Below are 22,077 nucleotides of genomic sequence, written 5' to 3'. Positions count from 1 at the left end.
TGTGTAGGATGCCCTCGTCTCCACAGTTTTTGCTATATGTGTCGTGTATGTTGTGGTAGATGTACTTCTTTTGCATTTCAGACAGCACAATAGAGAGAAGGCAAAGAAAGCACATGAATCAGCCTGAAGAGCTACTTTTTCTTCACTATGCCGCATTGGCTACGACCGCTCAGGAACGTCTGCAACTGCTTGCAACCATCAGCGCCCTGTTCAATCGTCCTCCAGGCCTCTACGATGGTACCGCATTGGGCCTCTCCCCTGGTGCCTGGCCTCAGCTCTGCGTCTGGCTTCAGCACAACCCCTCTCCCTTCTGGACGCTCGAACAGCAGTCCATTCGGATTCATCGAGCATGTCAGAAACACGTCATCATCGGAACCGGGCAATTGATCGAAGATCTTCACTTCTCCAGCCCTTCGCGTCCCTCTTTCGATGATGTATGGCAGGCAGCAAGCCGCTTTATTCAACAGAATATAGAAGGGATCTCTCATGATCAAAAAGCAGAAGCATGACCACGTCGCCCTCGAACTGCTTACCCGGGACGATTGGGACACGTTTGTCCACTTTCTCGGCAAGGAGGCCGTTCAAGAGGTAATTCAGAAGGATGATCACCGCAAGCCGCAGGATCGCTATTGGAAAAAAGGCTTTGAGCGCGGTCGCAATGTCCCGGAGAGCAAAATACAGGAGCTTATTACCCATTGCACCGGCTGCAAACATGCGCAATTCCTGCTATACAGTCACTGGCTCAATAAATATGGGCACCTCGTTATTCAGGCCTGGGAGCGGACTTCAACCGAACATCTAGAAGACGATGTTGTTCGTTTACTCGCTCATCAAAAGGACGATGAAAGAATCAGCATCGCGCTCTATTTTGCACTATTAATGCATAAAGAATTGAGCGCTGCCTGCACTCCTGAACTATTGCAGGAGCTTCTGCAAGCTGACAGCAAGCTCAAGCAAAAAGTGGCGATTCATCGCCTCCAGCATAAAATAGAGGAGCTTGAAGCGCGAAACACGGCGCTTGAGGAGCAGCATCAGAGCTTCGAGACCACACTTGAGGAGCGACAGCAGCGCATCTTGCAACTGGAACAGGAGCTCACAACCGAGCGCGAAAATGCGCTTACGCTTCAACAAAAAATCGCTTCTCTGCATATTGATCAATCTACCTTGAACAATCAAAAACAGCGGCTTCACGAACTCACTATATGTGTTCAGCAGCAGCAACAAAAGATCGAGCAGCTACAGAAACAATCTCATGACTTGCAACAAAAGCTCACTGAGCTACAAACGCGCCATCAAGAAGAACAGGAGCTTCTCCGTCAGGAGCTTTCTGAGGCTAACGATTGCTACACAATAACGCTGGAAAATTTTGAAGAGTCAGAAAAGGAATTACAGGAAGTAAAGACCACTCTTCAACTTATGAGCCAGAACAACAGCGAGATCCTTCACCGCGCGAGGCAACAATATGAAGCCCTGAAGCGCCAAACAGCCGAGCACGATGCACTGTTACGTAGCCATCTGACAGAGATGCGAGCACTTCTTCCGCTCGCTGACCGCAGAAAATCGATCTTCCGACAATACAGGCTCAACCAGGCCAAAAAGCTACTCGATAAGATATTCTTCACTCTCGACGGCGAGCAGGAGCAGCCTTCAACGCTTGACCCCGCCTGGCGACAGGCTTTAGCTCAATTGACACAACAATTGAACATCCATCCTCACACTACCACACACACCGGTAGCAAATGGGAGGATTGGAACCGCTGGCTCCGCCTGGAATCCACGCTCGTTGAGCCGCTCCTTGCCTCCATCGACACGCCACCATCCCCACATATCACCACTATCAACAAAGCGCAACAATTGTTGATGATACGCTGGTATCTCCTCGAATGGCTCAGGGAGCAGGCTGTATTCGATCCGATAGAAATTGAAGGGGAGCATATGGCATGACATTTCAACAGCAGAACCGATTGGGAGTGTATCGCGAACTCGTCTCGCGCCAATATCGTGCCGGCGGCTCGCTTGCTCAGGTCGAGTTCGACGAGCAGGAATACGCAGTGCTGCAAGAGCTGGCTCGCTCCATTTTCAAGCAACTGGCAGCCCTCGATGACCTCGAAGCCAGACGCCCAAATCTCCTTCAGGCTTACCTCAAGGAAGGCTACATCCTGCTTGCCTATGCCTGCGAATACATCCGGCACACGCTTTATCTCAAAGAGTACAAATTCTGGGAAGATTTTTTACCAGAGCTTGGCGCGTCCGGCATAACGTACTCCTACCCGCTCGCCGAGCTTCTCTGGCTCACGTATGCACAGGCTCATATTCCCCGGCGCGGGCAACAGCGCTACGAGCAGCACACAGATCAAACTCGCCGCCTGATTATCAAGTCGCTGACAGACGCTCTCCCCGGTGTTGCCAGCCTTGAACGCAAGCAGTTTATTGACTTCTTTTGCTGGTTTTATCAATATCGTTTTGTTTCGCATCAGAATCCGTACTCGCTGGAAGTGCAATCGATACTTCAGGGATATCAACGGCAAACAGGAGACAGCCTGCCAATCCATCACAAAGCATACCCGCGTTTCCGGGAAGATCTTTTCAAGCTCGCAGAGCTTATAGAGCGGATCGCAGAAGGAACATACCCCGATCAGGAGAGCCTGAAAGCCTTGCTCGAACAAAATGAAACGCCATCCTTTTTCCGCCGCCAGAAAGACATTATCCTGAGCGTCTACCAGCGCTTTCGCAACGCCCTCAGGCCTGAACGCTTTCTGGAACTTCTGCTCAGCTTGCCGTCCGACACGCAGATCAGTACACCTGCACACCGCGTCGTAAATATATCCCGGGTACATTATCAGTCGAACATGTTACACTATGGATATTATCAGATAGGAAAGACCCGCTATCAGGTAGTGCCGTTTGATTGGCTCTGGCTGGAAGCAATCCAGCAATGGCCCATCAACCGACTGATCCCGCTTCGGCAGAATCACTACATCGCCTATAAAAAGGCACAGCCGTTCGAGGTCCGGAAAGGAGAGCAGCGCATTCATGTCACCCGACGATGTTATGATGAGCAGGGAAATAGCTTCTACCTCTATGTCGATGAGATAACGCCCGGGGAATTGTTGCTCATAGATACACAAAAAGTGCAAGCCTCCCAGGGCCTCTCCGTTAAAATAGCGCTGGAGCTGACATTCGAGGAACAGCGCCCGGCTATTCTGCTTACCTTTCCCTGGGTCAGAGTTGGGTTCTGGAATCAGACTATACGCACTCTCACCGTCCGCACCTCGCAAGGTGATACCCAACAGTGGCCGCTATATCCTACCGACACAGGCGGGGTCCAGAGTGAGTCCCACATGCCCGGCCTGCTGCTCAAGCGCATTGATTGCGACCTTTCTATCGAATATAGTTTCGAGACACTTCCATCCAAATATATGCATAAAACGCTGGATGATGCGCTTCTCTTCGCCTCCAGTACCCGTCAGAATGTTCCTGCCGGTACAAGGAGAAAATGGGGAGATACGCTTTATTATCTCTTCGTGAAGCAGGGATGCAGCATCTGGCACGCACCGCATATTGCACTCGAAAATGTAGAATCCTACTCTACTTCTTATAGAGTCTATCGCGTCATCTGGAAAGAGACCGAGAAACCGTTTCAGCTCTCTGCGGGCCTATGTCGCTGGACCTTCAAGCAACCAGGCAAGTTTTCGATCAGTATTCAGCCGGAAAATGGCTCTTCCGTGCACCTGAAACATGGTCAGTTTTATGCCTTCAATCAGCTTCAGATCAACACAAATCGTTCTCTAGAGGGACTGCGCTGTCAGCTTGCTTACCGGGATGAACAGGTCACGCTTCCCATCACCCTGACCGAGATCGCAGAACAGTGCTACAGGCTCGATCAGAAGACGCTGCGCAGTTTGCACACCTTCACCCGCGCACGCTATGGCAAATGGCAGCTTCACTTTCTTCAGGAAGATGAAGTTATAGAGCAATGCACATTTTCCCTCATCCCATCGGTCGAAATCAGTGCATCATCCTATCCGCTTATCGAGGGCCAGCCGACAACGCTCGAAATCAGTGCCTCACACCCGCTCTTCGGGCCTCCCGAGCGGCCCACCAGACAAACAAGCATTCAGGTAACAGCCGAAGCAGTCACGCCAGCCTCGCCCATCGATACACAACAACACTTTCCTGAAGGCGTGCAAGAGCTCACTGCGCCCCGGCTCACGGTGCCGCTGTCCTTTCCAACCCTTGCACAAACAATCGATCTTTGTTTCTCCCCGCCTCTTTTCGGCATACGGTTCTATCAGCGGAGTTCGGGCACAACATGGCAACGCGTCGAGAGATTACAGTATTATTACATTGCTCATTCCCTTCTATATATCTTTTCAGTTCCCGAAAGTGAGATTCGACTATACGCCGGGAAACAATTGCTCGGCACATATCACACAAATAGTGCAGGGAATGCGCTTCTCAATGACCTTCAAATACTTGCACCTTGTTGCCTGTCTGAGTACACCACCTTCACACTCACAAGCGGACAAAAAGCGCTCTCGTTTGAGGTCCATAGACCACCGCGCATCCTTGAGAGCCATCTGCAAGCAAACAAGCTCACATTGACACTGGAAGGTCCACCACGAACAGGTGTAGAACTCAGCCTGCTTGATGAACACGACAGATCGCACTACTATCAGTATATTTCCTGCTCACTCAAAAAGCACACCTTTATACTTGATATTCCTGTAGACCGCGTCAAGACACGCTACTGCACCCTTATCGCTTCTTACCTCTTGAGCAACCAGACCAAACAGGCAACGGGCTTTCATTGGCGCATCGATACAGCAGCGCATCCAAACATACCATCCTCGTGGTTGGAGGCAGGACTCGGGCTCTCTGATGCATCATTGCTGGAATATCTCGCAGAACAAGTCTAAGAGGAGGAAGATCTATTACAGATAGCGTATAAGCAGGCAGCCTTATAGAAACCTACCGATCAATCGGTGTACACCGTATGTCCGGCCTTTCTCAGAGCGGCAATAGCGCTTTCCAGCAGCTCTTGCTTGACCAGTACATAATCAGTGTCATAGGTTGAGATCGCGAAGATGCCAACTTTCGCTTCAGCCAGTGGCGCGGTCACCGAATTGAGCCAACCAGATCAAACGGGAACGGGCCATGCAGCTTGAAGCAGCTCCAATCACGGTCTGCCTTGATCTCCGTCGAAGGAATCGAATCAACCGGGCAGACCACCGAAAGCTCGTCCATAGTGCTGGTGATAGAGAAAAACGAGCCGCCCTTCTGCAAATCGTGCAGAGGCGTTCCCGGCTCCAGACGGCAAATCGCAAATGTTTCGGGAAGGAGCGAGAGGGTCAATGCAACAGTCATAATCGTCTCTTTCTTGTTATTCATACGACAAACGATCTTCCTGTAGTGTACCCTGATTTGCCTTATATTCACAAGAGTCAACAAAAAAGCGGGAGAAGGGATCCCTTCCCCCTCCCGCAGACTCGTTGCGCTTTCCGGGCTACGCCGAAGCGGTAAAGGTAACAGGCAAGCGCTTAAAACCAAGAATACCCGAGCCTTCCAGCAGCTCTAGTGGCTGATCTGTCTCAATGCGAAGTTCAGGCAATTGCTGTAGGATCATCGGCAGAGCAATTCCTGCTTCCATTCGTGCAAGCGGAGCACCGATGCAGAAATGCACGCCATGCCCGAAACTCAGATGTTTATTCGGCTCACGCGTAATATCAAAACGTTCTGGCTCAGCAAATTGGCGCTCATCGTAATTGGCCGAAGCCAACCAGGCAAACACCTGGGCATTTTTCGGAATCGTCACGTCACCAAGCGTCACATCAGCCGCTGTGACTCGCCTGAGCGCACGCACCGGCGACATATAGCGCAGGACTTCTTCAATAGCACCAGGCATCAGCTCGCGCTGCTTGCGAAGCCGCTCCATCGCATCTGGATGTGTGTGGAAACAATAGATCGCCAGACTGAGCAAGTTCAGCGTTGTAACATGGCCCGCTAACAACAGCGTGATACAAAAGCTGATGGTGTCCTCGGTACTCAGCCGCTCGCCATCAAGTTCGACCGCCAGGAGCTCGCTCATCATATCGTTGCGAGGATGACGCCGCCTCTCTTCCAGCATGCGATCAAAGTACTCGCTCATCTCCGCAAACACATCTACCATGCGCCGCACGTTTGAGTCCCCATCATGAGGCTCCTCCGCTCTCTGGATCTGGCTGTTCAGCAGTTCATCGGCCCAACCTCGGAACAGCGGACGATCAGAAGTCGGAACGCCGATCATCTCAGCAATCACAATTGTCGGCAGCGGATACGCAAAATCGGCGACAAATTCCATCTTCCCCGCCGCCCGCACTTGATCCAGCAATTCCTGACTGATAGCCTCGATTCGCCCGGAGAGCCGGGAGAGCGCCCGAGGTGTAAACGCAGGAGAAACAAGATTGCGATACCGACGATGCAGCGGCGGATCCAACCGGGTAAGCGCCTTGCCCATTTTGATTCTGCTCTCGTTCTCAAGCACCCGATCGAGCGAGCGCGATGCCTTCATCTGCGAAGAAAAACGCTGATGATCAGTGACGACCGTATACACATCCTGATAGCGAAAGACATTCCATGAACGAGTCTGCTCGTCATACCAGACAGGCTGAGTATCACGCATGATCTGGTAATATTTGTACGAATGCTCAACATCCTGTATAGTCGAAAGTTTGTCTAACATGAAACTGACCTTTCCAAACTGAGCATCACAAAAATGGGGTAGCAGCTCCCCTTCAATCAGGACCATTTTACGCACTTTTAAGGGCCTCTTTCAGAAAAGGTCCCCTCGTTTTTAGCCAGAATAGAGCGCTACTTCTCATGAATCGTCACTGTACCGACATCACCATTCACGGTCACACGTTGCCCGCTGCGTAGCCGCTCGGTAGCCATGCCCGTACCAAGCACAGCAGGGATATGATATTCGCGCGCCACAATCGAGCTATGGCTGAGCGGGCCGCCGACATCCGTAATCACCCCGCTTGCCAGCGCAAACAGTGGAGTCCAGGCCGGAGTTGTGATACGAGCAACCAGAATATCCCCCTGTTGCATCTGCTGGAACTCATCCGGACCATGAATCACGCGTGCAGTGCCGGTGACCCGCCCCGGGCTTGCTCCCACACCTTTTAATACATCATGACTTTCCTGTTCAGTTCGAGCAGGCATGAAGCGAGCAAAATCCATACCCAGAACACGCGTGCCTCCCTTCTGAGGAAGCGCCACAGGCGGATTCATTGTACTCTGACTCTTCCATGTCGCTCGTCGCTTGCTCACGATGTCCTGATAGCTTTCTGGTGTCTGGCCGTGATCAAGCAAGCTGACGGCCTGCTGAAGTTCAGACAGGGTCAACCAGAACACGTCATCCTCGGTAGCCAGCGCGCGAGACCGCACCAGACGCCGCCCGATCTCCCGTAACATCTTTCGTACAACCGGCCAGCCAAGCCCGACATCAGCCAACCCATCTTCACGCAACGGAGCAAGCGTTTGCGCCCACTTCAGCAACTTCTTGAACGCCGCCAGACGCGGACCGCGCTTCAAGCGTGTCAGCACAATCAGTGTTGCCCGTTCACGCCGCATCTGCGCCTCGTTCTGTCGATCATACGGGTTCGGCGCCTCACCACTCAAGAAAAACTTCAGCGTCTCAAACAGCGTCGCGGGATCATCTGCCGGAACTGGTTTCGCGAAATCAAGATCATAGATCGCGTGCCCGAAGCGCTTCAGATGCGCAATGAAGCGCTCACGGAATGACTGCCAGATGTCGGTATCGACGCCCGCCAGCGCATCCGCCTGGTAGACTTCACGAAACTGCTCGCTTGATAATTGTAACAACACATCAGCAAGGCGAGGCTGCGTACTGGCCCAACGCGCCAGATCATACAACGCTTGCTCGGCCCGTATCGGCTCGCTTGTAAAGCCTAACAGAAAGGTCAAAGCGGGCGGATCATTTCGCCGTCGGATCAGCCGCTCATAGAAAGCTGTAAAGGCAGCCTCACTCATATATGCTGCTGGGAGCACACCGCTCTGGATCGTCAGGTAATACTCGGATGCTACCTTCACCAGCTCCGTCACTCCTTCCAGCAAACGTGCAGCCGACTCCTGCTGGAGGTCAACCGCCTCCCATTGCTGGCTCAACGCTGCATACCTGGGTCGCGCGTCTTCCTCCAGGCGTTTTTGGGCGGTCTTGAGCAGCTTAAAAAGCTCCTTCAGCGAGAGAGTTATGATCCGCACGCCGTCTTTAAAACGGACATTTAAAGCGGAAAGATCATAGTACGCATATCCATTCACAGTCGTGAGAAACGAATCATTGTAGAGAAAACTCAGGCCCAGTTCCTCACCCAGTTGCTTGTACACCCGATTCCAGGCAGGCAGGCCAAGCGTGGTAAAGAGCGGCGAAAGCGGGTCCGGCATCAGTTCAATCACACTACTGCGCATATAACGCCCGTTTGCTTTGGGAAGCTTCCACTCACGGGGCGCGGCAGGCTCCGGTAGAGCAGTAATCGGTCGAGCCTGCACAAGGAAGAAATGCTCCTCATGCAGCGCCCATTCAATATCCATTGGCTGCTTGTACAGTTGCTCAACTTGCATGCCCAGGCGGACCAATTCTGCTACCTGTTTCGCGCTGAGCACCGGCTGAGTGCGCTTCTCAAGCGGAACAGGCTCTTCATGGGTGCCCTCAGCAGTTCGCACCGTCATCACATCTTTTGAACTAATTTGCCGCTCTACAACTTCCCCGCTCTCCTTATCGACAACCAGGGTATCGGGCGTCACCTGCCCGCCAACAATTGCCTCACCCAGTCCCCAGGCAGCATTTATCATTACCTGTTCATGAGCTGCGGTCAACGGGTTTACCGTAAAAAGAATGCCTGCAGCATCGGCTGGAACCAGCCTCTGTACCACCACAGCCAGGCTCACATCTTCAGGTGCGATATTGTGCCGGGCCCGATAACCAATCGCCCGAGCAGTCCAGAGCGAGGCCCAACAGCTCTTCACGGCTTCAAGCACCATATCCTCACCCTGCATGTTCAGGTAGGTCTCCTGCTGACCGGCAAACGACATCTCAGGCAGATCCTCAGCGGTTGCTGACGAACGCACTGCAACCGCTCCCCCACCAAGTTCGGCATAGGCCTGACGAATGGCCGCAGCAATATCAGCCGGAATGGAATGCTGCGCAAACAGCAACGAAATGCGCTGAGAAGCGGCTTCAAGCGTCGACGGCTGATCGATTGAGATCGAAGAAACTGCCGCCAGAATCTCCCCCTGCAAACCTTGCTCCTGCACAAAGCGCTGATAGGCCGTCGTGGTCACATGAAAACCAGCGGGTACAGGCAGCCCTGCCGCGGCCAGACGAGCCAGTGAAGCCCCTTTTCCGCCAACCCGCTCAAGCGTGGCCGCCGGATCATCAAGGGCTAAAACCAGGGGAAGATGTACTTCACCGTTCATTGTCGTTTCTCCAGTATGCTCATTCTAGTTCTTGTTGAAATCGTTCTTTTGCTTCTGCAAGTGAACTATCGAGATAGTGTATAAAGGTTGTTGTCGCGGCTTCGAGTTCCTCAGGGGCAACGGGATCCATAGAGCCAAGCACACGTTCAACCGATAGCGCTAACAATTCAGCTATTTCTTCATCTGGTAACTGGTAGCCTTCAGGAAGAAATGACTGTGCCAGGAAAAATCCCAAACAGATTGCACTATAGGCGTATACCTGAGCCTTCACATCCATATCGCTGCGCACCAGGCCATGATCTCGCAGAAATTCCAGGTAAAATTGAAAGCCAGCCATACGCTTCACCCGCGACTCTCCGTTCACCCCTTCGTGTGCCATCTTGTCCAGCATCTCAATATCACGCATGATGAGCGCCCGAAGCAAGGGACGCTGCATGATCAGCAACGCCGTATGTTTCAGTCCACCTGAAATTGTCGCGCCCTCGGGATCAGCGAGAATCCGCTCTCTCAGCTCCTCGCCCATAGCAATACGCTCACGCTGTATCAGCGCCCGCAAAAGGTCTTCGCGAGTTCTCCAGTGCAGATACATTGTCGCTCTCGGTACGCCGGATTGCTTCGAGATATCGTCGAGTGTGGTTTTCTGGTAGCCCCAACGCTCTATCAGTGCTGCTGCTGCATCCAGGATGCGCAAAGCCCTCTCTTGTCTCTTTGAACGTTCGCGCCCATTTCCCCCCTGCGGAGTCAAACCGTCTATCCTCCTTTAACTATATGACTATTTGATTGTAAACAGTCATTTATCTATCCTCTCAGAACTATACAGTGAACCGATGCCAAAAGTCAAGGGGAAAACAACGTATTTTCCCTGCTCAAAAAAGAGGAAGTGAGAGGCATTTCTGCTGCTTTCTTCTTGCTTCACATACGCAAAAAAGAGGCCCCATGCCTGACCCAAATATCCAGCACAATGCGGGCTATTCACGCTCAAGTGTATATTGAGGGCAACAAAACGTTGTTCTTCGCCCGGCAATTCCCGGATACAGCTTCTTCTCAGACCCAGAAAGCCCGGCTTTCCTCAATAACAAGAAGATATCTCCCCATTTCTTCTCTCTACACCTGCTTCGGTAAAAGAAGCTTGTTTACCCTTTCATGCCTTTGCAAAAAGCGATCAGCCAGGAGAAGCAACAATGGAGAAACATTGTTATCACAGATTTTCACATATGTACACAACAGGGTATTATAATAGGCATAAGTTTCATTACAATAGAAAGGAACAGGAAAGACGGTACTTCTATACAATGTACTCTCTTCTTTGAGAGAAGTACTTGACATGATAGAAATATCCATTTATGATATTTCTGTCTATTGGCGATTTCTCTGGGAAGGGATGAGTAGTTATGTCAGGACTGTAGATAAGAAAAAGTCGCTCATTTCAGTGGGGGCATGTACCTGAAGGAGATGCTGACTCTTCTCGTGAGAGAACGCCACACCCGCTTGTATCACTATCGCTTCATCTCACCTGAAGGAATGAAGCAAGCGGACAGAATATAGTGAGAGAGGTATCACGTATGGAAACACCTGTGAGTAGTGCAGCCGAGAACGAGCTGCGCTCAGAGCGTATCGCAGGAGGAATCTTGCCAAAAGTGCTGAACTCCTTCGATATGATCGCTATTTTTGTTGCCATAGTCCTCTTTATCAGTAACTCAGCCGGTCTCGCTTCTGGGGCTGGACCAGCAGCATATTTTTACTGGATTCTGGGATTTCTGACCTTCCTTATTCCCGGCGCTATCGTCACCGGACAGCTTGGCCTGATGTTCCCGGGCGAGGGTTCTATCTACGTCTGGACACATAAAGCCTTTGGTCCCTTTATGGGCTTCCTGGCAGGCTTCTGTGCCTGGTGGCCTGCTATGCTGGTTATGATCGCCACAAGTGATGCAGTCGTCACTCTGATTCAGCAAATGAACCCGGCCTTCCTGACCGAGCCGTGGCAACAGGGCGTTGTCATTATTGCCGTTATTGCCTTCTCGTTTCTGCTCTCTATTTTGCGCTTCCGTGCCACGCAGAACGTAGTCAACATCATTTTTGTTGCTTATGGCGGCGCAATCCTGCTTATCGGCATTGCAGGCATATTGACGCTCTTGGGTGGCACACCGGCTCACGTTGATTACTCGCCCTCAAACTGGTTCCCACAGGTGCACACCTTCACCTTCTATGGCACAGTTATTCTGGGCTTGCTCGGGGTTGAGGTGCCACTGAACATGGGTGTCGAGGTCCAGAATACTCGCTCCATCACACGCTATCTGCTCTGGGGCTCCGCCGTAGTCATGATTGGCTACCTCATCGGTACATTCGGCGTTATGGTTGCCGTGCCCGTCGAGCACCAGAACAGTCCGGCAGCAATGGTCGAAGCGGTTCGCAACGGATTCGGACCAGCCGGTCAGATCGTGAGCACCATAGTCAATATCATCTTTATTGGCTTCTTTCTCTTTAACACTGCCGTCTACAACTACTCGTTTGGTCGCCTGCTGTTTGTCTCTGGCCTTGATCGCCGCCTGCCAGCAGTCATCAGTAAGGTGAACGCAAACAAAGTTCCCTGGGTGGCAGTGCTGGTGCAGAGCATCATTGCCGCCGTTATCGCTGCACTGGTCTTCCTGATCATCCCTTATGCTATTCAAACCGCGTCACCGGCAGACCTCTCATCATCCATTTACTGGATTCTTCAGGCAGCAGTCACTGTTATATGGTGCATTTCAATGATGATCCTCTTTATTGATGTCATCATTATTCGCCGTATGTATCACGAAGAGTTCAAGCGGGTGAAGCTGGCTCCCGACTGGGTGTTCTACCTCTGTTCGGTTCTTGGCACCATTGCCAGCGCTGTCGGTATGGTCGTCATTTTTATCTCCCCGTGGGCCAGCAATATTGAGCTCACTCAATGGCAAATACTGATTGCAGCGATTGCAATCCTCTCGATGCTGGTCGGGGTCGTGATCTTCTTCATTGGTCAGAAGACCATCAAGTCCGACATCTCTGACAAAGAACTCCTTCAGCAAATTACCAGTTAAACGCGCATCTCGAACAGGATGTATTATGCTCACAACCGGAAGAAGCAACTCTTCTGGTTGTGGGTTCCTTCCTTCCATATGTATTACATTTGAGCAACAAATGTGCACTCTTTTTCACATTTCAAACATACAAGCTATCTACGTAATTTTCTCTACTTCTTTAGTAGCAAAAAGTGGTAGCATCCATTGACAGGGCTTACACCCTATGCATATATTTATTTAAAGAAACAGAGAATTCGCTATCACCGTTGCACTACACATTTATTACCAGTAAAAAAATGTGATTGCAGCCTCGAGGTCTGTTCCTGGTTTTCTCATTCGATTTTCTTACTACTACGCACTATTCCAGCCAGGAGAAAAGAGGAAGAACTATGACGATGTGTCCACGCTGCGGACGTGAGCTGCCAGACAAACGAAGCGCGTGCCCTCATTGTGGCCTGGCAACTCGCTTTCCGGCCCGTCCTAAATTGACGGCTCTTGAAGCACCACCACAGAAGGTCCAGAGGACAAGCACACAACCTGATTCTTTGATGCAAATGGTACCAGGTGACTCTAAAGCCATCTGGCAGGCCTCGCCAAGCGGCTTGCAGCCAGGCTCTGGCATGTTCGCTGGCTCTCAGGCTGAAGCGAAGCTACAACCGGGAACCTATCTTCACAATAGTCGCTATCGCCTGCTCTCATCTCTCAGCACTCAGATATGGCTCTACAACAGCTACGAAACAAACTGGCTGGCGCAGGGCATCAATACGCATGTCTTCATCACCGAGGTCATGCTTCCAGAGAGCAACCGCGATACCCTGCAAAGCCTCACACGGCAGATGGCCCGCATGCTCTCACTGGCAGGGACGCTCACAGGCGCTGCCAGGCTGATCGATGCCTTTAGCGAATATGGGCGCACCTTCTTCGTCTTTCATGCACCCGCTGGTGAGACGCTTGCTTCTCAGATTCAGAGCAAGCGGCACCTGAGCGAGCAGGAGGTGCTTGAGGGCTGTCTACAGGTAGCAGAACAACTTCAAAAACTGGAATCCCATTCCCTGATACACGGACGCATTTCGCCACATACCATCATTGTGGAACAACAAAGCAGACAATGGCACCTGTTACACTTTTCCGCCTTTCTTGCCGGAAGAGCGCACCGTTACCTTTCACCGATGCCGCCAGAACAGCTCCCACCCTACGCAATGCCCGAGGGAACGCTGCTCGATCCCCGTGCCGACCTCTATGCGCTCCTGGCAACGGCCTATCATGCCCTGACAGGACTTGCACCCGAAAGAGGACATCTCATCTCGCCTCGGAAGCTCAATCAAACGCTTTCAGTTCCGTTGAACGATCTCCTGATGCAGGGCCTTCATCCCGATATTAACCGTCGATATCAGAGCGCGACAGCGCTTGTGCGCGATCTCAACTACCTGCTCAATCATGAGGATGAGCCCGCCATTGACCCGATGGCTCAGATGTTCGCCGAGTTCGCAGAAGAGGATGAGTACGAAAGTCGAGCGAAGCTGATTCCTCGCCCGGAAGACCTCCCTCCCATTTCGAGCGGGAACGATCTGCTGCTTGCATCCTGCTGGCTGGCCGGGATCACAGCCTGTCTGACGCTGCTTACCCTCTGGAAGTAGCCCAAAAGGAGGAGCTATGGCCCAAATTCACACCCCTGAAAGAGCCCAACCGCTCTACTCGGAAGAGTATACACGTAAGGTCATGCCGCCCGTGCTCACCACGTTCGGAATGACGGCAACCTATCTTGTGATTATCTTCTTCATCGTCAACGCTGCTATCGCGGCCTCTGGTGGCGCTTCAGCGTTTACCTATTTGCTGCTTGGAGCGATCACGTTTTTCATTCCCTGTGCGATCGCAACGGCTCAGCTTGCACACATGTTTCCGCATGAGGGCTCATTGTATAACTGGACGCACCACACGCTAGGCGGCTACTGGAGCTTCTTTGTAGGGTTCTGCTCCTGGATGCCTGCCTCGCTGGTGATGGTGTCGGCCTCCGATACTGTCATTACGTTACTGCAAGGACTCCATAGCGACTGGCTCACCGAGCCCTGGCAGCAGGGCCTTGTTCTGATCTGCATCTTGCTCCTGAGTGCCTTTCTGGCGATGCAACGCCTGAAAATGGTACAGTATTTGATTAATGGCGCGGTTCTCCTCATTTTTGTGGCCGTCTTTCTGGTAGGTATTTCCGGTCCAATCTGGATACTTACTGGCCACGCTTCGGCGACCAATTTTGCCGACCCGAGTCAATGGGCCATCAACTGGGATCCCGCGCACGGTAATATCAACCTGTTCGGGCTCGTCACGCTGGCCTACCTGGGAACCGAGGTTCCGCTCAACATGGCTGGCGAGGTGCGCGAGCAGAAGGCGATTACCCGTCATCTCTTCTGGGGCACGCTACTTGTGATCGTCTTCTATCTGATCGCCACCGCCTCTCTGCTGATCGTTCAGGGAGCCGAAGCGGGTGCAGTTGGCGGCTTCTCACTGATTAGCACGGTACAAACCGTCCTGGGATCCTGGGCAGGCACAATCGTTGCCCTCTGCATCATGGTTTACTTCATCGTGATCGTCGTCGCCTACAACCATAGCTTTTCGCGCCTGCTCTTCGTGGGCGGCGTTGACCTGCGGCTCCCGCCAAAAATTAGCTTCCTGAATCGGCATCGCGTCCCGGCTCGAGCGATTGTCTTGCAGACGGCTGCATCCATCATTTTTACGCTTATTGCGTTTATGGTCATACCCTACATCTTTAGCCTGAGCAGTCCCGCGAGTCTGGCCCTTGAGATCTACAATATTTCGCAGGCCAGTGTCACGCTGATCTGGGCTATTTCGACGGCCTTCTTCTTCATTAACCTGATGTTGCTTTATTTCCGCGATAAAGCCGCATTTCACAAAAAACGCATCTTTCCAATGTGGGTACTTGTCCTATCGAGTATTGTAGGCCCGCTGGCTTGCCTCATCGCTATTATCGATAGCCTGTTCTTCTCCTGGATTCCGCTCATCAGCAATGCGCACTGGTGGCTGCTGGTAGGCGGAATGACGGTCTTTTGTCTGGCGATCGCGACAATTGGCAGCCTGTTCGCGACCAGTGAGGCATCATGGCAGGTACTTGAAAAAGAGGTGTGATCCATAAAAAGGAGGATAGAGCGGAGGTACTCTCTGCCCTATCCTTCCGTTTGCGTGAAGCCTCACTTGCAAAAATCAGGAGAAGGATCTAACCTCACCATTATGATATAATACATAGAAAGAAATGCAATTAAACCTATCACTATAGTAACCAAAAGAGAGGCTATGATGGAGAATAATGAGCGCGAAACGCTGCTGCTGGAGCTGGCTCAGCGGTTGGCAAGCAGCTTCTATAGTTTCGGAGGAACAGCTTCTCAATTGTATGTCGGCACGGTAATACCCGCTTTACAGGAAAAGCTTCCCCTACCGGATAAGAGCCGGGTGTTCGGTTCAGCGCAGGCAGACGAGCAGACAGCTACCATTCTGTTCGATTCACCGCTTTCCCCGGATGCCACGCTCACCTTTTATCGAGAGCAGATGCAAGCAGCGGGCTGGCAAGAGGCCCCATCACACTTCCCCATAGGCGGCTTTGCTGGTGACTCTCCTGCCCTGAACCTTCAATATCTTCAAGGACCACAAGGCCCCTCACTCACGCTTCACATCATAAGGCAAGGGCCACCAACGCCTGTCCGTCTCCTCCTCGATTTACACATGCGCCCATATCAACCTCACCATACAGATCATGCCTCACCGCTTCCCGTGCTGCTGGCGCCTCCTGGCAGTCAGATTCGGCAGAACGGCTCGGGCTGGTCAGATTATGAAGCCCATTCTTCGATGACGTTGCAACTTCCGGAAGCCCCAACGTACGACACGCCTTCGCTGCTTGAGCATTTTAACGAGCAGCTCAAGCAGAACGGCTGGCACCTGCTCGCTGCTGAAAGCCGGACATACAGCGCAAGCAGCCTCTGGCGGTTCCAGCATACCAACGGCACACACTGGCGCGGCATCATTTCCCTGTTCCGAATGCCTGATATTCCCCTTTATGAACTTTCTCTTCGCATCGTATCCGAAGAATCGGACCCCTATAGCCCATTTCTGCCCGAACAAAAGCCGCGAACGTTTCAGAATTTTCAATTGAAACGATAGTTATTGTTGTCCCCTTTCCTGTTGTATAAGCAAAAAAGGGAGGCTCTTTCCTACAGAGAAATGAGGTATCGGATGCCGCTGCTCCGGCTGGAAGCTATTCAACTGACGTCAGATCAGATCATCATTCGCCACAGCCTTGATGCTCGCCCCTTTATAACGACCATTCACTATCATGATGTACAACTGGATACTCTTAAAAAGAGGTACGGCGCACGGCTGATCGATGCAATAGCCTTTCATATCGCCTTTTTTGAGGGGATGAAATACTGTTCCCTGGCCCCTCACATCTATGATATTACGCCCTGGACATGCGCCGAAGAGACGATTGCGTTGTTCAAACTGCTCTATCAGGAGATTTTCGCACAGCACCGTTGGGAGAACGGGCTTGCTCACTATCCCGGGCCGACCATTGTGCCCGACTCCGCGCCCTCAGCACGCATGCCGCATCCCATCGAGACACACGAACCATCGCTTCTTGTGAGCTGTGGCGGTGGCAAAGACAGTCTTGCAGTCATGAAGCTGCTGGAGCGCATCGGCGAACCCTATGCTGTGACCCAGTACGCCCATTCCTGCTATGGGCCCACGCAGCCTCAGCACGCGCTGATTGACGAGATGGTTCGTTGCTGTTCCGTGGCCCGTCAGCACCGCTTCTCACTGCATGATACCTTTCTGCATCAGCCGCACGTTTTGGAACAGTTTCCGGGCCCTGTTACCACGTTTTGCGCCCCTGAAACGCCTTGCAGTATTTTTGCAACGCTTCCTATACTGCTCAACTATGGCTATACCTTCCTCTGTCTGGGTCATGAACAGGGAGCCGACAGCGAGAACTTTTTCTGGGAGGAAGAACAGCGCTTCGTCAACCATCAATGGGGCAAGAGCCTGGAAGCCGAGCACGTCCTGAATCGCTACATTCAGCGCCACCTTCTGAGCAACCTGCACGTCTTCAGCATCCTGAAGCCGATCTACGATTTTCTGATCTTCCAACTGCTCCGCGATGAGCAGCAGCACATTCGCACCACCCACTCCTGTAATATCACTAAGCCCTGGTGTAAACGGTGCCCGAAGTGCATCTATGTCTGGTTAAGCACGCTCGCTTATTTGCGCGTCAACCTCTTTAACGAGAACCTGTTCGATCAGCAAGAGGTGCAGGACATCTTCTTTCAGCTTATGGGGAAATCCGGGCACCGCCCTTTTGAATGCGTGGGAGAAGTAGATGAAACGCGACTGGCGCTTTATGCGTGTCTCCAACAGGGATATCAGGGCAAGATCCTTGATATCTTCCGGCAGGAGATCCTGCCCTACATCGATATTGGGGCGCTTCTTTCCAGATATAACACAGTGTTCTCTGAAAAGCACGCAATACCGCCTCGACTTGCTGAACCGGTTTTATTACAATTTGCCGCTGTCCGTGTGAATGAGCAGGAATTCCTGAAGCGGTGAGCCCGGGCAATTGTAATCAATCATTACTCAATCAATAGATAAAGATACAGTATTTGCAGTTGATTTTATAATAGAGAGAAGAGCCTGGAAGCTAGCTTTCGCATAGGCTCCAGAGGTGTCACCTGATCAATAAAAAGTGAAGTGTACGCAATCGTTTTATGTGAAATCCTCAAAGCCATATCGTAGATAAGCGGTGTTCCAATGGGGACGAGGTGTGGTGGAAAGTGAGGGGTTGTGGTGTTGTGGATGTTAAAAATGGAGCCGCTGCGTCATCGACCATTCAGGCGCTTATGGCTGGGGCTTGGCATGTTTCATCTGGGATTCAAGATCATGCATGTTGCACTGCCCTGGTACGTGTTGCAGTTTACTGGCTCTGGCGTTTCTACCGGTTTTATCTTCCTCTGTCTTTTACTTCCGGGTATTGTTACAGGCCCGCTGCTTGGTTTACTCCTTGATCGTTTTCAGCCGCGTGTCATTATCATGCTGGATAATCTGATGCTGGCTCTATGTATGGGTTCAATCCCACTTCTGGCGGCTCTCGGCTGCCTGCATCTCTGGTACATCTATCTGATCGCGTTTCTTTTCGGCGCGCTGACACCTGCCACCGAGACCGGCATGCGCATTCTGTTACCGCACCTGGTGGCGGAAGCCGAGCTTGAAAACGCTTATTCCTGGCTTCAGATGAACGTGCCGCTGGCCGCGCTGGTCGGGCCGCTTCTGGGGGTCAGCGCGCTGGCGGGTCCGGGGAGTTCCTGGGTTCTGATCCCGGGCATACTCAGCTTCTTGATGATGGCCCTGCTAAGCTGGCTGCTCCCCTCGCTGAAGCGCCAGCCAGTGCCACTAAAGCAGATTCTCTACAAGTACTGGCTTGGTTTTGGGCCGCTCATGCGCCTCAAAGAGGCCCGCTGGCTCACTTTCTTTACCCTGGGTCTCTACTTCCTTTTTGGCCCCTTCGAGCTGGCCTTACCATTCTACTGTGATAAAGAGCTACACACCGGGGCCACTGGATACGCCTTTTTATTGATAAGTATGGGCATTGGCACACTCTTTGCTCTCCCCTTTACGGACTACCTGCTTACGCGTATGAAACCTGGAACCATTCAGATGCTTGTCGCGATCAGTTGGGGCACATTTACTGCTCTGCTGCTACCGATGATCTCGCAACCAATTGCTATCGCTCTGCTGATTCTGGCTGGCGCGGGCTGGGCACCCTTTAAGCCGGTGCAGACAGCTTTTCTACAGCGCCTGATCCCGGCAGAGCTTCAAGGGCAGGTCTTCGGCACCTATTGGGCACTCGCAGCAGCAGCCAAGCCGCTTGGAGCGGTCGCCAGTAGTTTCTTACTCGGTCCGCTCTCATCATCCTGGCTGCTTACCATTTCCGGCCTGGGATGCGTCCTTTTTGGCATCGGGGGACTGCTTTCGCCGACCGTACGCCGTATGCAGCGGCAAGTGCTGGAAACGCAGTCTGCGCCGGGTGCGGCCATAAGCGCACCATCCTATGGCACGCTGCACAGAGCCCTACCATCAGCCAGCCATAAGCCCGAAAAATAAGCGTGTTTTCGCGAAACCAGGCAAACAGCAGGGCGCTGAGCTCTCTCGACGCCCTGCCTTCCGGGCTCAACGATGCTTTCTGGCTTCGGCAGCCTCTTTCTGCGCCTCTCTTGCTTTTGCCTTCGCTTCCTTCTTAGCCTTTGGCGTCTCTTTCGGCTCCACTACCTTGCCTCGTGCCGTCGGGGCAGGCGGTTCACCATAGGATGTATGCTCGGTCGTCGGCCCACGCGCAGCTTGAGGATCAGAAGGCCCCTTTTCCGCCTTTCGTACCCAACGATCGCCTTGCTTCTCATACTCGTGTTTCAGCGCCGCATAGGCCACACGATATGCACGCCCTCCCTCTCCATATGTCTTCACAGCATTCTTATGGGCTTCTTCCCATATTCGCTGTGCATATTCCTCTGAGTTCTGAATTGTCCTCGGAACAGGCATAGAACGTACCTCCTGAATACTTCACTTTCGCTCATTTTCCCTTTCAACAGGAGATGACCCCACACTCTTTCACACGTTGGCAGAGCATGGCAGGTTCAACCGCGTGTCTCCCCTTCCCCGCCATCAGGGTGTTACATGTTACCCTTCCCTTGCGTGTGAGAAGTAATCTTATGCCTTTTATCTCATCTTTCCCCTTTTCTTGTAAGGAGGAGCTTATTCAATGACCCAGCACCATCCCGATCAGGATCCGGTGACCTATCCGGGACAACGAAAGCCTGTCCCTTTACGCATGGCCCGCGGTCCCTATGAATACCAACCAGGCGACCAGGAACCAAATGTCCAGTTAACCAGCATGGCCGACATGCTCTTATGGGCACAGAACTGGCCGCGCGCGCGCTCCGTCTGGCCTCTGAGCTACGGCCTGGCCTGTTGCGCAATCGAGATGATGGCAGCGGCACAGTCACACTATGATCTCTCGCGCTTCGGTTCCGAGGTGTTCCGTTCGAGCCCGCGTCAGGCAGATCTGATGATCGTTGCCGGAACCGTCTCAATCAAGATGGGGCCTCGTTTGCGCCTGCTCTGGGAGCAGATGCCTGAACCGAAATGGGTGCTCAGTATGGGACAATGCGCCAACTCGGCAGGAGAGTTTTATGACAGCTATTACACGGTTCAAGGTGTAGATACTATTGTGCCCGTTGATGTCTATGTGCCCGGCTGTCCGCCCAGGCCCGAACAATTAATTGAAGGTATTCTCAAGTTGCGCGAGAAGATCCTGAAACAGGGACTCGCTATCCATACTGCGGGAGTGCGTTAATGCGAGAAGAAAAAGGAACATACGGTCAGGTTCCTTCAGGCATTATCACCGAGGCGCCTTCAGAAGAGATGCTGCTGAATATGGGCCCGCAGCATCCCAGCACACACGGGGTGTTACGCCTGATTGTGAAGCTGGAGGGAGAAACGATCGTCGGATGCACACCTATCATCGGATACCTGCATCGCGGCATGGAAAAAATCTTCGAGAATCGTACCTACATGCAGGGCATTCGCTATACCGATAATTCGGATTATCTTTCGCCCATGCTCTGCGAAATTGCCTATGTAGGCACCGTCGAGCAGGCAATGGGGCTTGAGATCCCCCGTCGAGCGCAGTATATTCGTCTGATCGTGGGAGAGCTTCAACGCATTGCCAGCCACCTGATCGCAATTGGCACCTACGGGATGGATCTTGGCGCATTCACACCGATCCTCTGGACGTTCCGCGATCGCGAGGGTATCCTGGGCCTGTTTGAAGCGCTAGCAGGCAGCCGTTTCACCGTGAACTACAATCGTGTCGGCGGCGTGTTGCATGGCATTCCAAAGGGCTGGCTTCAGGAATGTGAAGCCTTTTTGGAGCGTCTGGAAAAGAACATCAACGAGCTGGATACGCTGCTGAACGGCAACGAGATCTTTCTTGCTCGCACGCAGGGTATCGGCTTCATTGATGCCAATCGCGCCATTGCTTACGGTCTGACCGGCCCGATGGCCCGCGCAAGTGGCATTAACTGGGATCTGCGCGTCCACCGGCCCTACATGGCCTATCGCGAGATACCAGTAAATGTGCAGATTCGGCAGGAAGGTGACTGCTTTGCCCGTAATATGGTACGGATGATGGAGATGCGCGAAAGCATCCGCCTATGCCGGATCGCAATTGATCGATTGCCACCGGGGCCGATCTCCGCTCGTGTCCCCGTCGCCCTGCGCCCACAACGCGGCGAGACCTACTTTGCCATCGAAAACAGTCGTGGCGAGTACGGCTTTTACTGTATCAGCGACGGTAGTGAATATCCGTGGCGAATGAAAATGCGCGCTCCATCATTTGTGAACCTGCAAATCCTGTCGGAGATGCTCCGCGGGCACAAGATCAGCGATGCAATCGCCATTATCGGCAGTACCGACGTAGTGCTAGGCTGTGTCGATCGGTAGACTGGTACGT

General features: G+C 52.5%; 17 protein-coding genes. 11 read left to right on the top strand and 6 right to left on the bottom strand.

Annotation, left to right across the window (positions count from 1 at the left end; all coding sequences use genetic code 11):
- The first annotated feature begins 113 nt into the window (after nt 1-113).
- From EI42_RS11515 to EI42_RS11505, 3 genes are read left to right on the top strand one after another with little or no spacing between them, the layout of a single operon-like run.
- Nucleotides 114-509 carry a hypothetical protein gene (locus EI42_RS11515; protein WP_111321986.1) on the top strand — a complete coding sequence of 132 codons (396 nt, stop codon included), beginning with the start codon at nt 114-116 and terminating at the stop codon, nt 507-509.
- Nucleotides 487-1,944, top strand: coding sequence for a coiled-coil domain-containing protein (locus EI42_RS11510; protein ID WP_111321984.1), 1,458 nt, complete (start codon nt 487-489; stop codon nt 1,942-1,944). The genes EI42_RS11515 and EI42_RS11510 overlap by 23 nt, the downstream gene beginning before the upstream one ends.
- A complete protein-coding gene (locus EI42_RS11505; RefSeq protein ID WP_111321982.1) occupies nt 1,941-4,919 on the top strand; it encodes a hypothetical protein in 2,979 nt (992 codons plus the stop codon). Before EI42_RS11510 ends, EI42_RS11505 begins: the two co-directional genes overlap by 4 nt.
- A gap of 59 nt (nt 4,920-4,978) precedes the next feature.
- Here the strand turns inward: EI42_RS11505 and EI42_RS33190 are convergent, their stop codons facing one another.
- The 5 genes from EI42_RS33190 to EI42_RS11485 form a co-directional block, all read right to left on the bottom strand.
- A complete protein-coding gene (locus tag EI42_RS33190) occupies nt 4,979-5,122 on the bottom strand; it encodes an ACT domain-containing protein (RefSeq protein WP_211326129.1) in 144 nt (47 codons plus the stop codon).
- Nucleotides 5,119-5,391, bottom strand: coding sequence for an ACT domain-containing protein (locus EI42_RS33185; RefSeq protein ID WP_211326128.1), 273 nt, complete (start codon nt 5,389-5,391; stop codon nt 5,119-5,121). Before EI42_RS33185 ends, EI42_RS33190 begins: the two co-directional genes overlap by 4 nt.
- 115 nt (nt 5,392-5,506) lie before the next feature.
- Entirely contained in the window at nt 5,507-6,721 is a 1,215-nt protein-coding gene (locus EI42_RS11495) for a cytochrome P450 (RefSeq protein WP_170142552.1), read from the bottom strand.
- 128 nt (nt 6,722-6,849) lie between these two features.
- The gene (locus EI42_RS11490) at nt 6,850-9,477 is read right to left on the bottom strand and encodes a PEP/pyruvate-binding domain-containing protein (protein WP_111321979.1); all 2,628 of its coding nucleotides are present in this window, start codon (nt 9,475-9,477) and stop codon (nt 6,850-6,852) included.
- A gap of 19 nt (nt 9,478-9,496) precedes the next feature.
- Nucleotides 9,497-10,222, bottom strand: a complete 726-nt coding sequence (locus tag EI42_RS11485) for a TetR/AcrR family transcriptional regulator (protein ID WP_170142551.1) — start codon at nt 10,220-10,222, stop codon at nt 9,497-9,499.
- 817 nt (nt 10,223-11,039) lie between these two features.
- On the opposite strand from EI42_RS11485, the gene EI42_RS11470 reads away from it, so the two are divergent.
- The 6 genes from EI42_RS11470 (at nt 11,040) to EI42_RS11445 (ending at nt 19,673) form a co-directional block, all read left to right on the top strand.
- Nucleotides 11,040-12,536, top strand: coding sequence for an APC family permease (locus EI42_RS11470; protein ID WP_111321971.1), 1,497 nt, complete (start codon nt 11,040-11,042; stop codon nt 12,534-12,536).
- A gap of 371 nt (nt 12,537-12,907) precedes the next feature.
- On the top strand, nt 12,908-14,155 hold the full coding sequence (locus EI42_RS11465; RefSeq protein WP_111321969.1) for a protein kinase family protein: 1,248 nt from the start codon (nt 12,908-12,910) through the stop codon (nt 14,153-14,155).
- Nucleotides 14,156-14,171: 16 nt separating this feature from the next.
- The gene (locus EI42_RS11460; protein ID WP_111321967.1) at nt 14,172-15,656 is read left to right on the top strand and encodes an APC family permease; all 1,485 of its coding nucleotides are present in this window, start codon (nt 14,172-14,174) and stop codon (nt 15,654-15,656) included.
- A gap of 165 nt (nt 15,657-15,821) precedes the next feature.
- The gene (locus EI42_RS11455) at nt 15,822-16,682 is read left to right on the top strand and encodes a hypothetical protein (protein ID WP_137686395.1); all 861 of its coding nucleotides are present in this window, start codon (nt 15,822-15,824) and stop codon (nt 16,680-16,682) included.
- Between the two features lie 60 nt (nt 16,683-16,742).
- Nucleotides 16,743-18,122: a MurL-like N-terminal domain-containing gene (locus EI42_RS11450; RefSeq protein WP_211326127.1), complete on the top strand. Its 1,380-nt coding sequence runs from the start codon at nt 16,743-16,745 to the stop codon at nt 18,120-18,122.
- Nucleotides 18,123-18,368: 246 nt separating this feature from the next.
- Nucleotides 18,369-19,673: an MFS transporter gene (locus EI42_RS11445; protein WP_111321962.1), complete on the top strand. Its 1,305-nt coding sequence runs from the start codon at nt 18,369-18,371 to the stop codon at nt 19,671-19,673.
- 66 nt (nt 19,674-19,739) lie between these two features.
- Here EI42_RS11445 and EI42_RS11440 read toward each other — a convergent pair whose 3' ends face one another.
- Nucleotides 19,740-20,105, bottom strand: coding sequence for a ChaB family protein (locus tag EI42_RS11440; protein WP_111321961.1), 366 nt, complete (start codon nt 20,103-20,105; stop codon nt 19,740-19,742).
- Nucleotides 20,106-20,394: 289 nt separating this feature from the next.
- Here EI42_RS11440 and EI42_RS11435 point away from each other — a divergent pair, with 289 nt between their 5' ends.
- Both EI42_RS11435 and EI42_RS11430 read left to right on the top strand, forming a co-directional pair.
- Nucleotides 20,395-20,919, top strand: coding sequence for an NADH-quinone oxidoreductase subunit B (locus tag EI42_RS11435; protein ID WP_111322163.1), 525 nt, complete (start codon nt 20,395-20,397; stop codon nt 20,917-20,919).
- Complete coding sequence (locus tag EI42_RS11430; RefSeq protein ID WP_111321960.1) at nt 20,919-22,067, top strand: NADH-quinone oxidoreductase subunit D; 1,149 nt, start codon at nt 20,919-20,921, stop codon at nt 22,065-22,067. Before EI42_RS11435 ends, EI42_RS11430 begins: the two co-directional genes overlap by 1 nt.
- Nucleotides 22,068-22,077: the final 10 nt, after the last annotated feature.

The organism is Thermosporothrix hazakensis, assembly GCF_003253565.1.
Classification (GTDB): domain Bacteria; phylum Chloroflexota; class Ktedonobacteria; order Ktedonobacterales; family Ktedonobacteraceae; genus Thermosporothrix; species Thermosporothrix hazakensis.
Note: the sequence above shows the minus strand (reverse complement) of the source record. Positions and strands in the feature narration are given on the sequence as shown.

Excerpts from the sequence above, each read along its gene's own strand:
- EI42_RS11490 (WP_111321979.1), bottom strand. The coding sequence starts at position 9,477 with ATGAACGGTGAAGTACATCTTCCCCTGGTTTTAGCCCTTGATGATCCG.
- EI42_RS11455 (WP_137686395.1), top strand. The coding sequence starts at position 15,822 with ATGATGGAGAATAATGAGCGCGAAACGCTGCTGCTGGAGCTGGCTCAG.
- EI42_RS11505 (WP_111321982.1), top strand. The coding sequence starts at position 1,941 with ATGACATTTCAACAGCAGAACCGATTGGGAGTGTATCGCGAACTCGTC.
- EI42_RS33185 (WP_211326128.1), bottom strand. The coding sequence starts at position 5,391 with ATGAATAACAAGAAAGAGACGATTATGACTGTTGCATTGACCCTCTCG.
- EI42_RS11470 (WP_111321971.1), top strand. The coding sequence starts at position 11,040 with ATGGAAACACCTGTGAGTAGTGCAGCCGAGAACGAGCTGCGCTCAGAG.
- EI42_RS11430 (WP_111321960.1), top strand. The coding sequence starts at position 20,919 with ATGCGAGAAGAAAAAGGAACATACGGTCAGGTTCCTTCAGGCATTATC.
- EI42_RS11465 (WP_111321969.1), top strand. The coding sequence starts at position 12,908 with ATGACGATGTGTCCACGCTGCGGACGTGAGCTGCCAGACAAACGAAGC.
- EI42_RS11460 (WP_111321967.1), top strand. The coding sequence starts at position 14,172 with ATGGCCCAAATTCACACCCCTGAAAGAGCCCAACCGCTCTACTCGGAA.
- EI42_RS11445 (WP_111321962.1), top strand. The coding sequence starts at position 18,369 with ATGTTAAAAATGGAGCCGCTGCGTCATCGACCATTCAGGCGCTTATGG.
- EI42_RS11495 (WP_170142552.1), bottom strand. The coding sequence starts at position 6,721 with ATGTTAGACAAACTTTCGACTATACAGGATGTTGAGCATTCGTACAAA.
- EI42_RS11515 (WP_111321986.1), top strand. The coding sequence starts at position 114 with ATGAATCAGCCTGAAGAGCTACTTTTTCTTCACTATGCCGCATTGGCT.
- EI42_RS11435 (WP_111322163.1), top strand. The coding sequence starts at position 20,395 with ATGGCCCGCGGTCCCTATGAATACCAACCAGGCGACCAGGAACCAAAT.
- EI42_RS11450 (WP_211326127.1), top strand. The coding sequence starts at position 16,743 with ATGAGGTATCGGATGCCGCTGCTCCGGCTGGAAGCTATTCAACTGACG.
- EI42_RS11510 (WP_111321984.1), top strand. The coding sequence starts at position 487 with ATGATCAAAAAGCAGAAGCATGACCACGTCGCCCTCGAACTGCTTACC.
- EI42_RS11440 (WP_111321961.1), bottom strand. The coding sequence starts at position 20,105 with ATGCCTGTTCCGAGGACAATTCAGAACTCAGAGGAATATGCACAGCGA.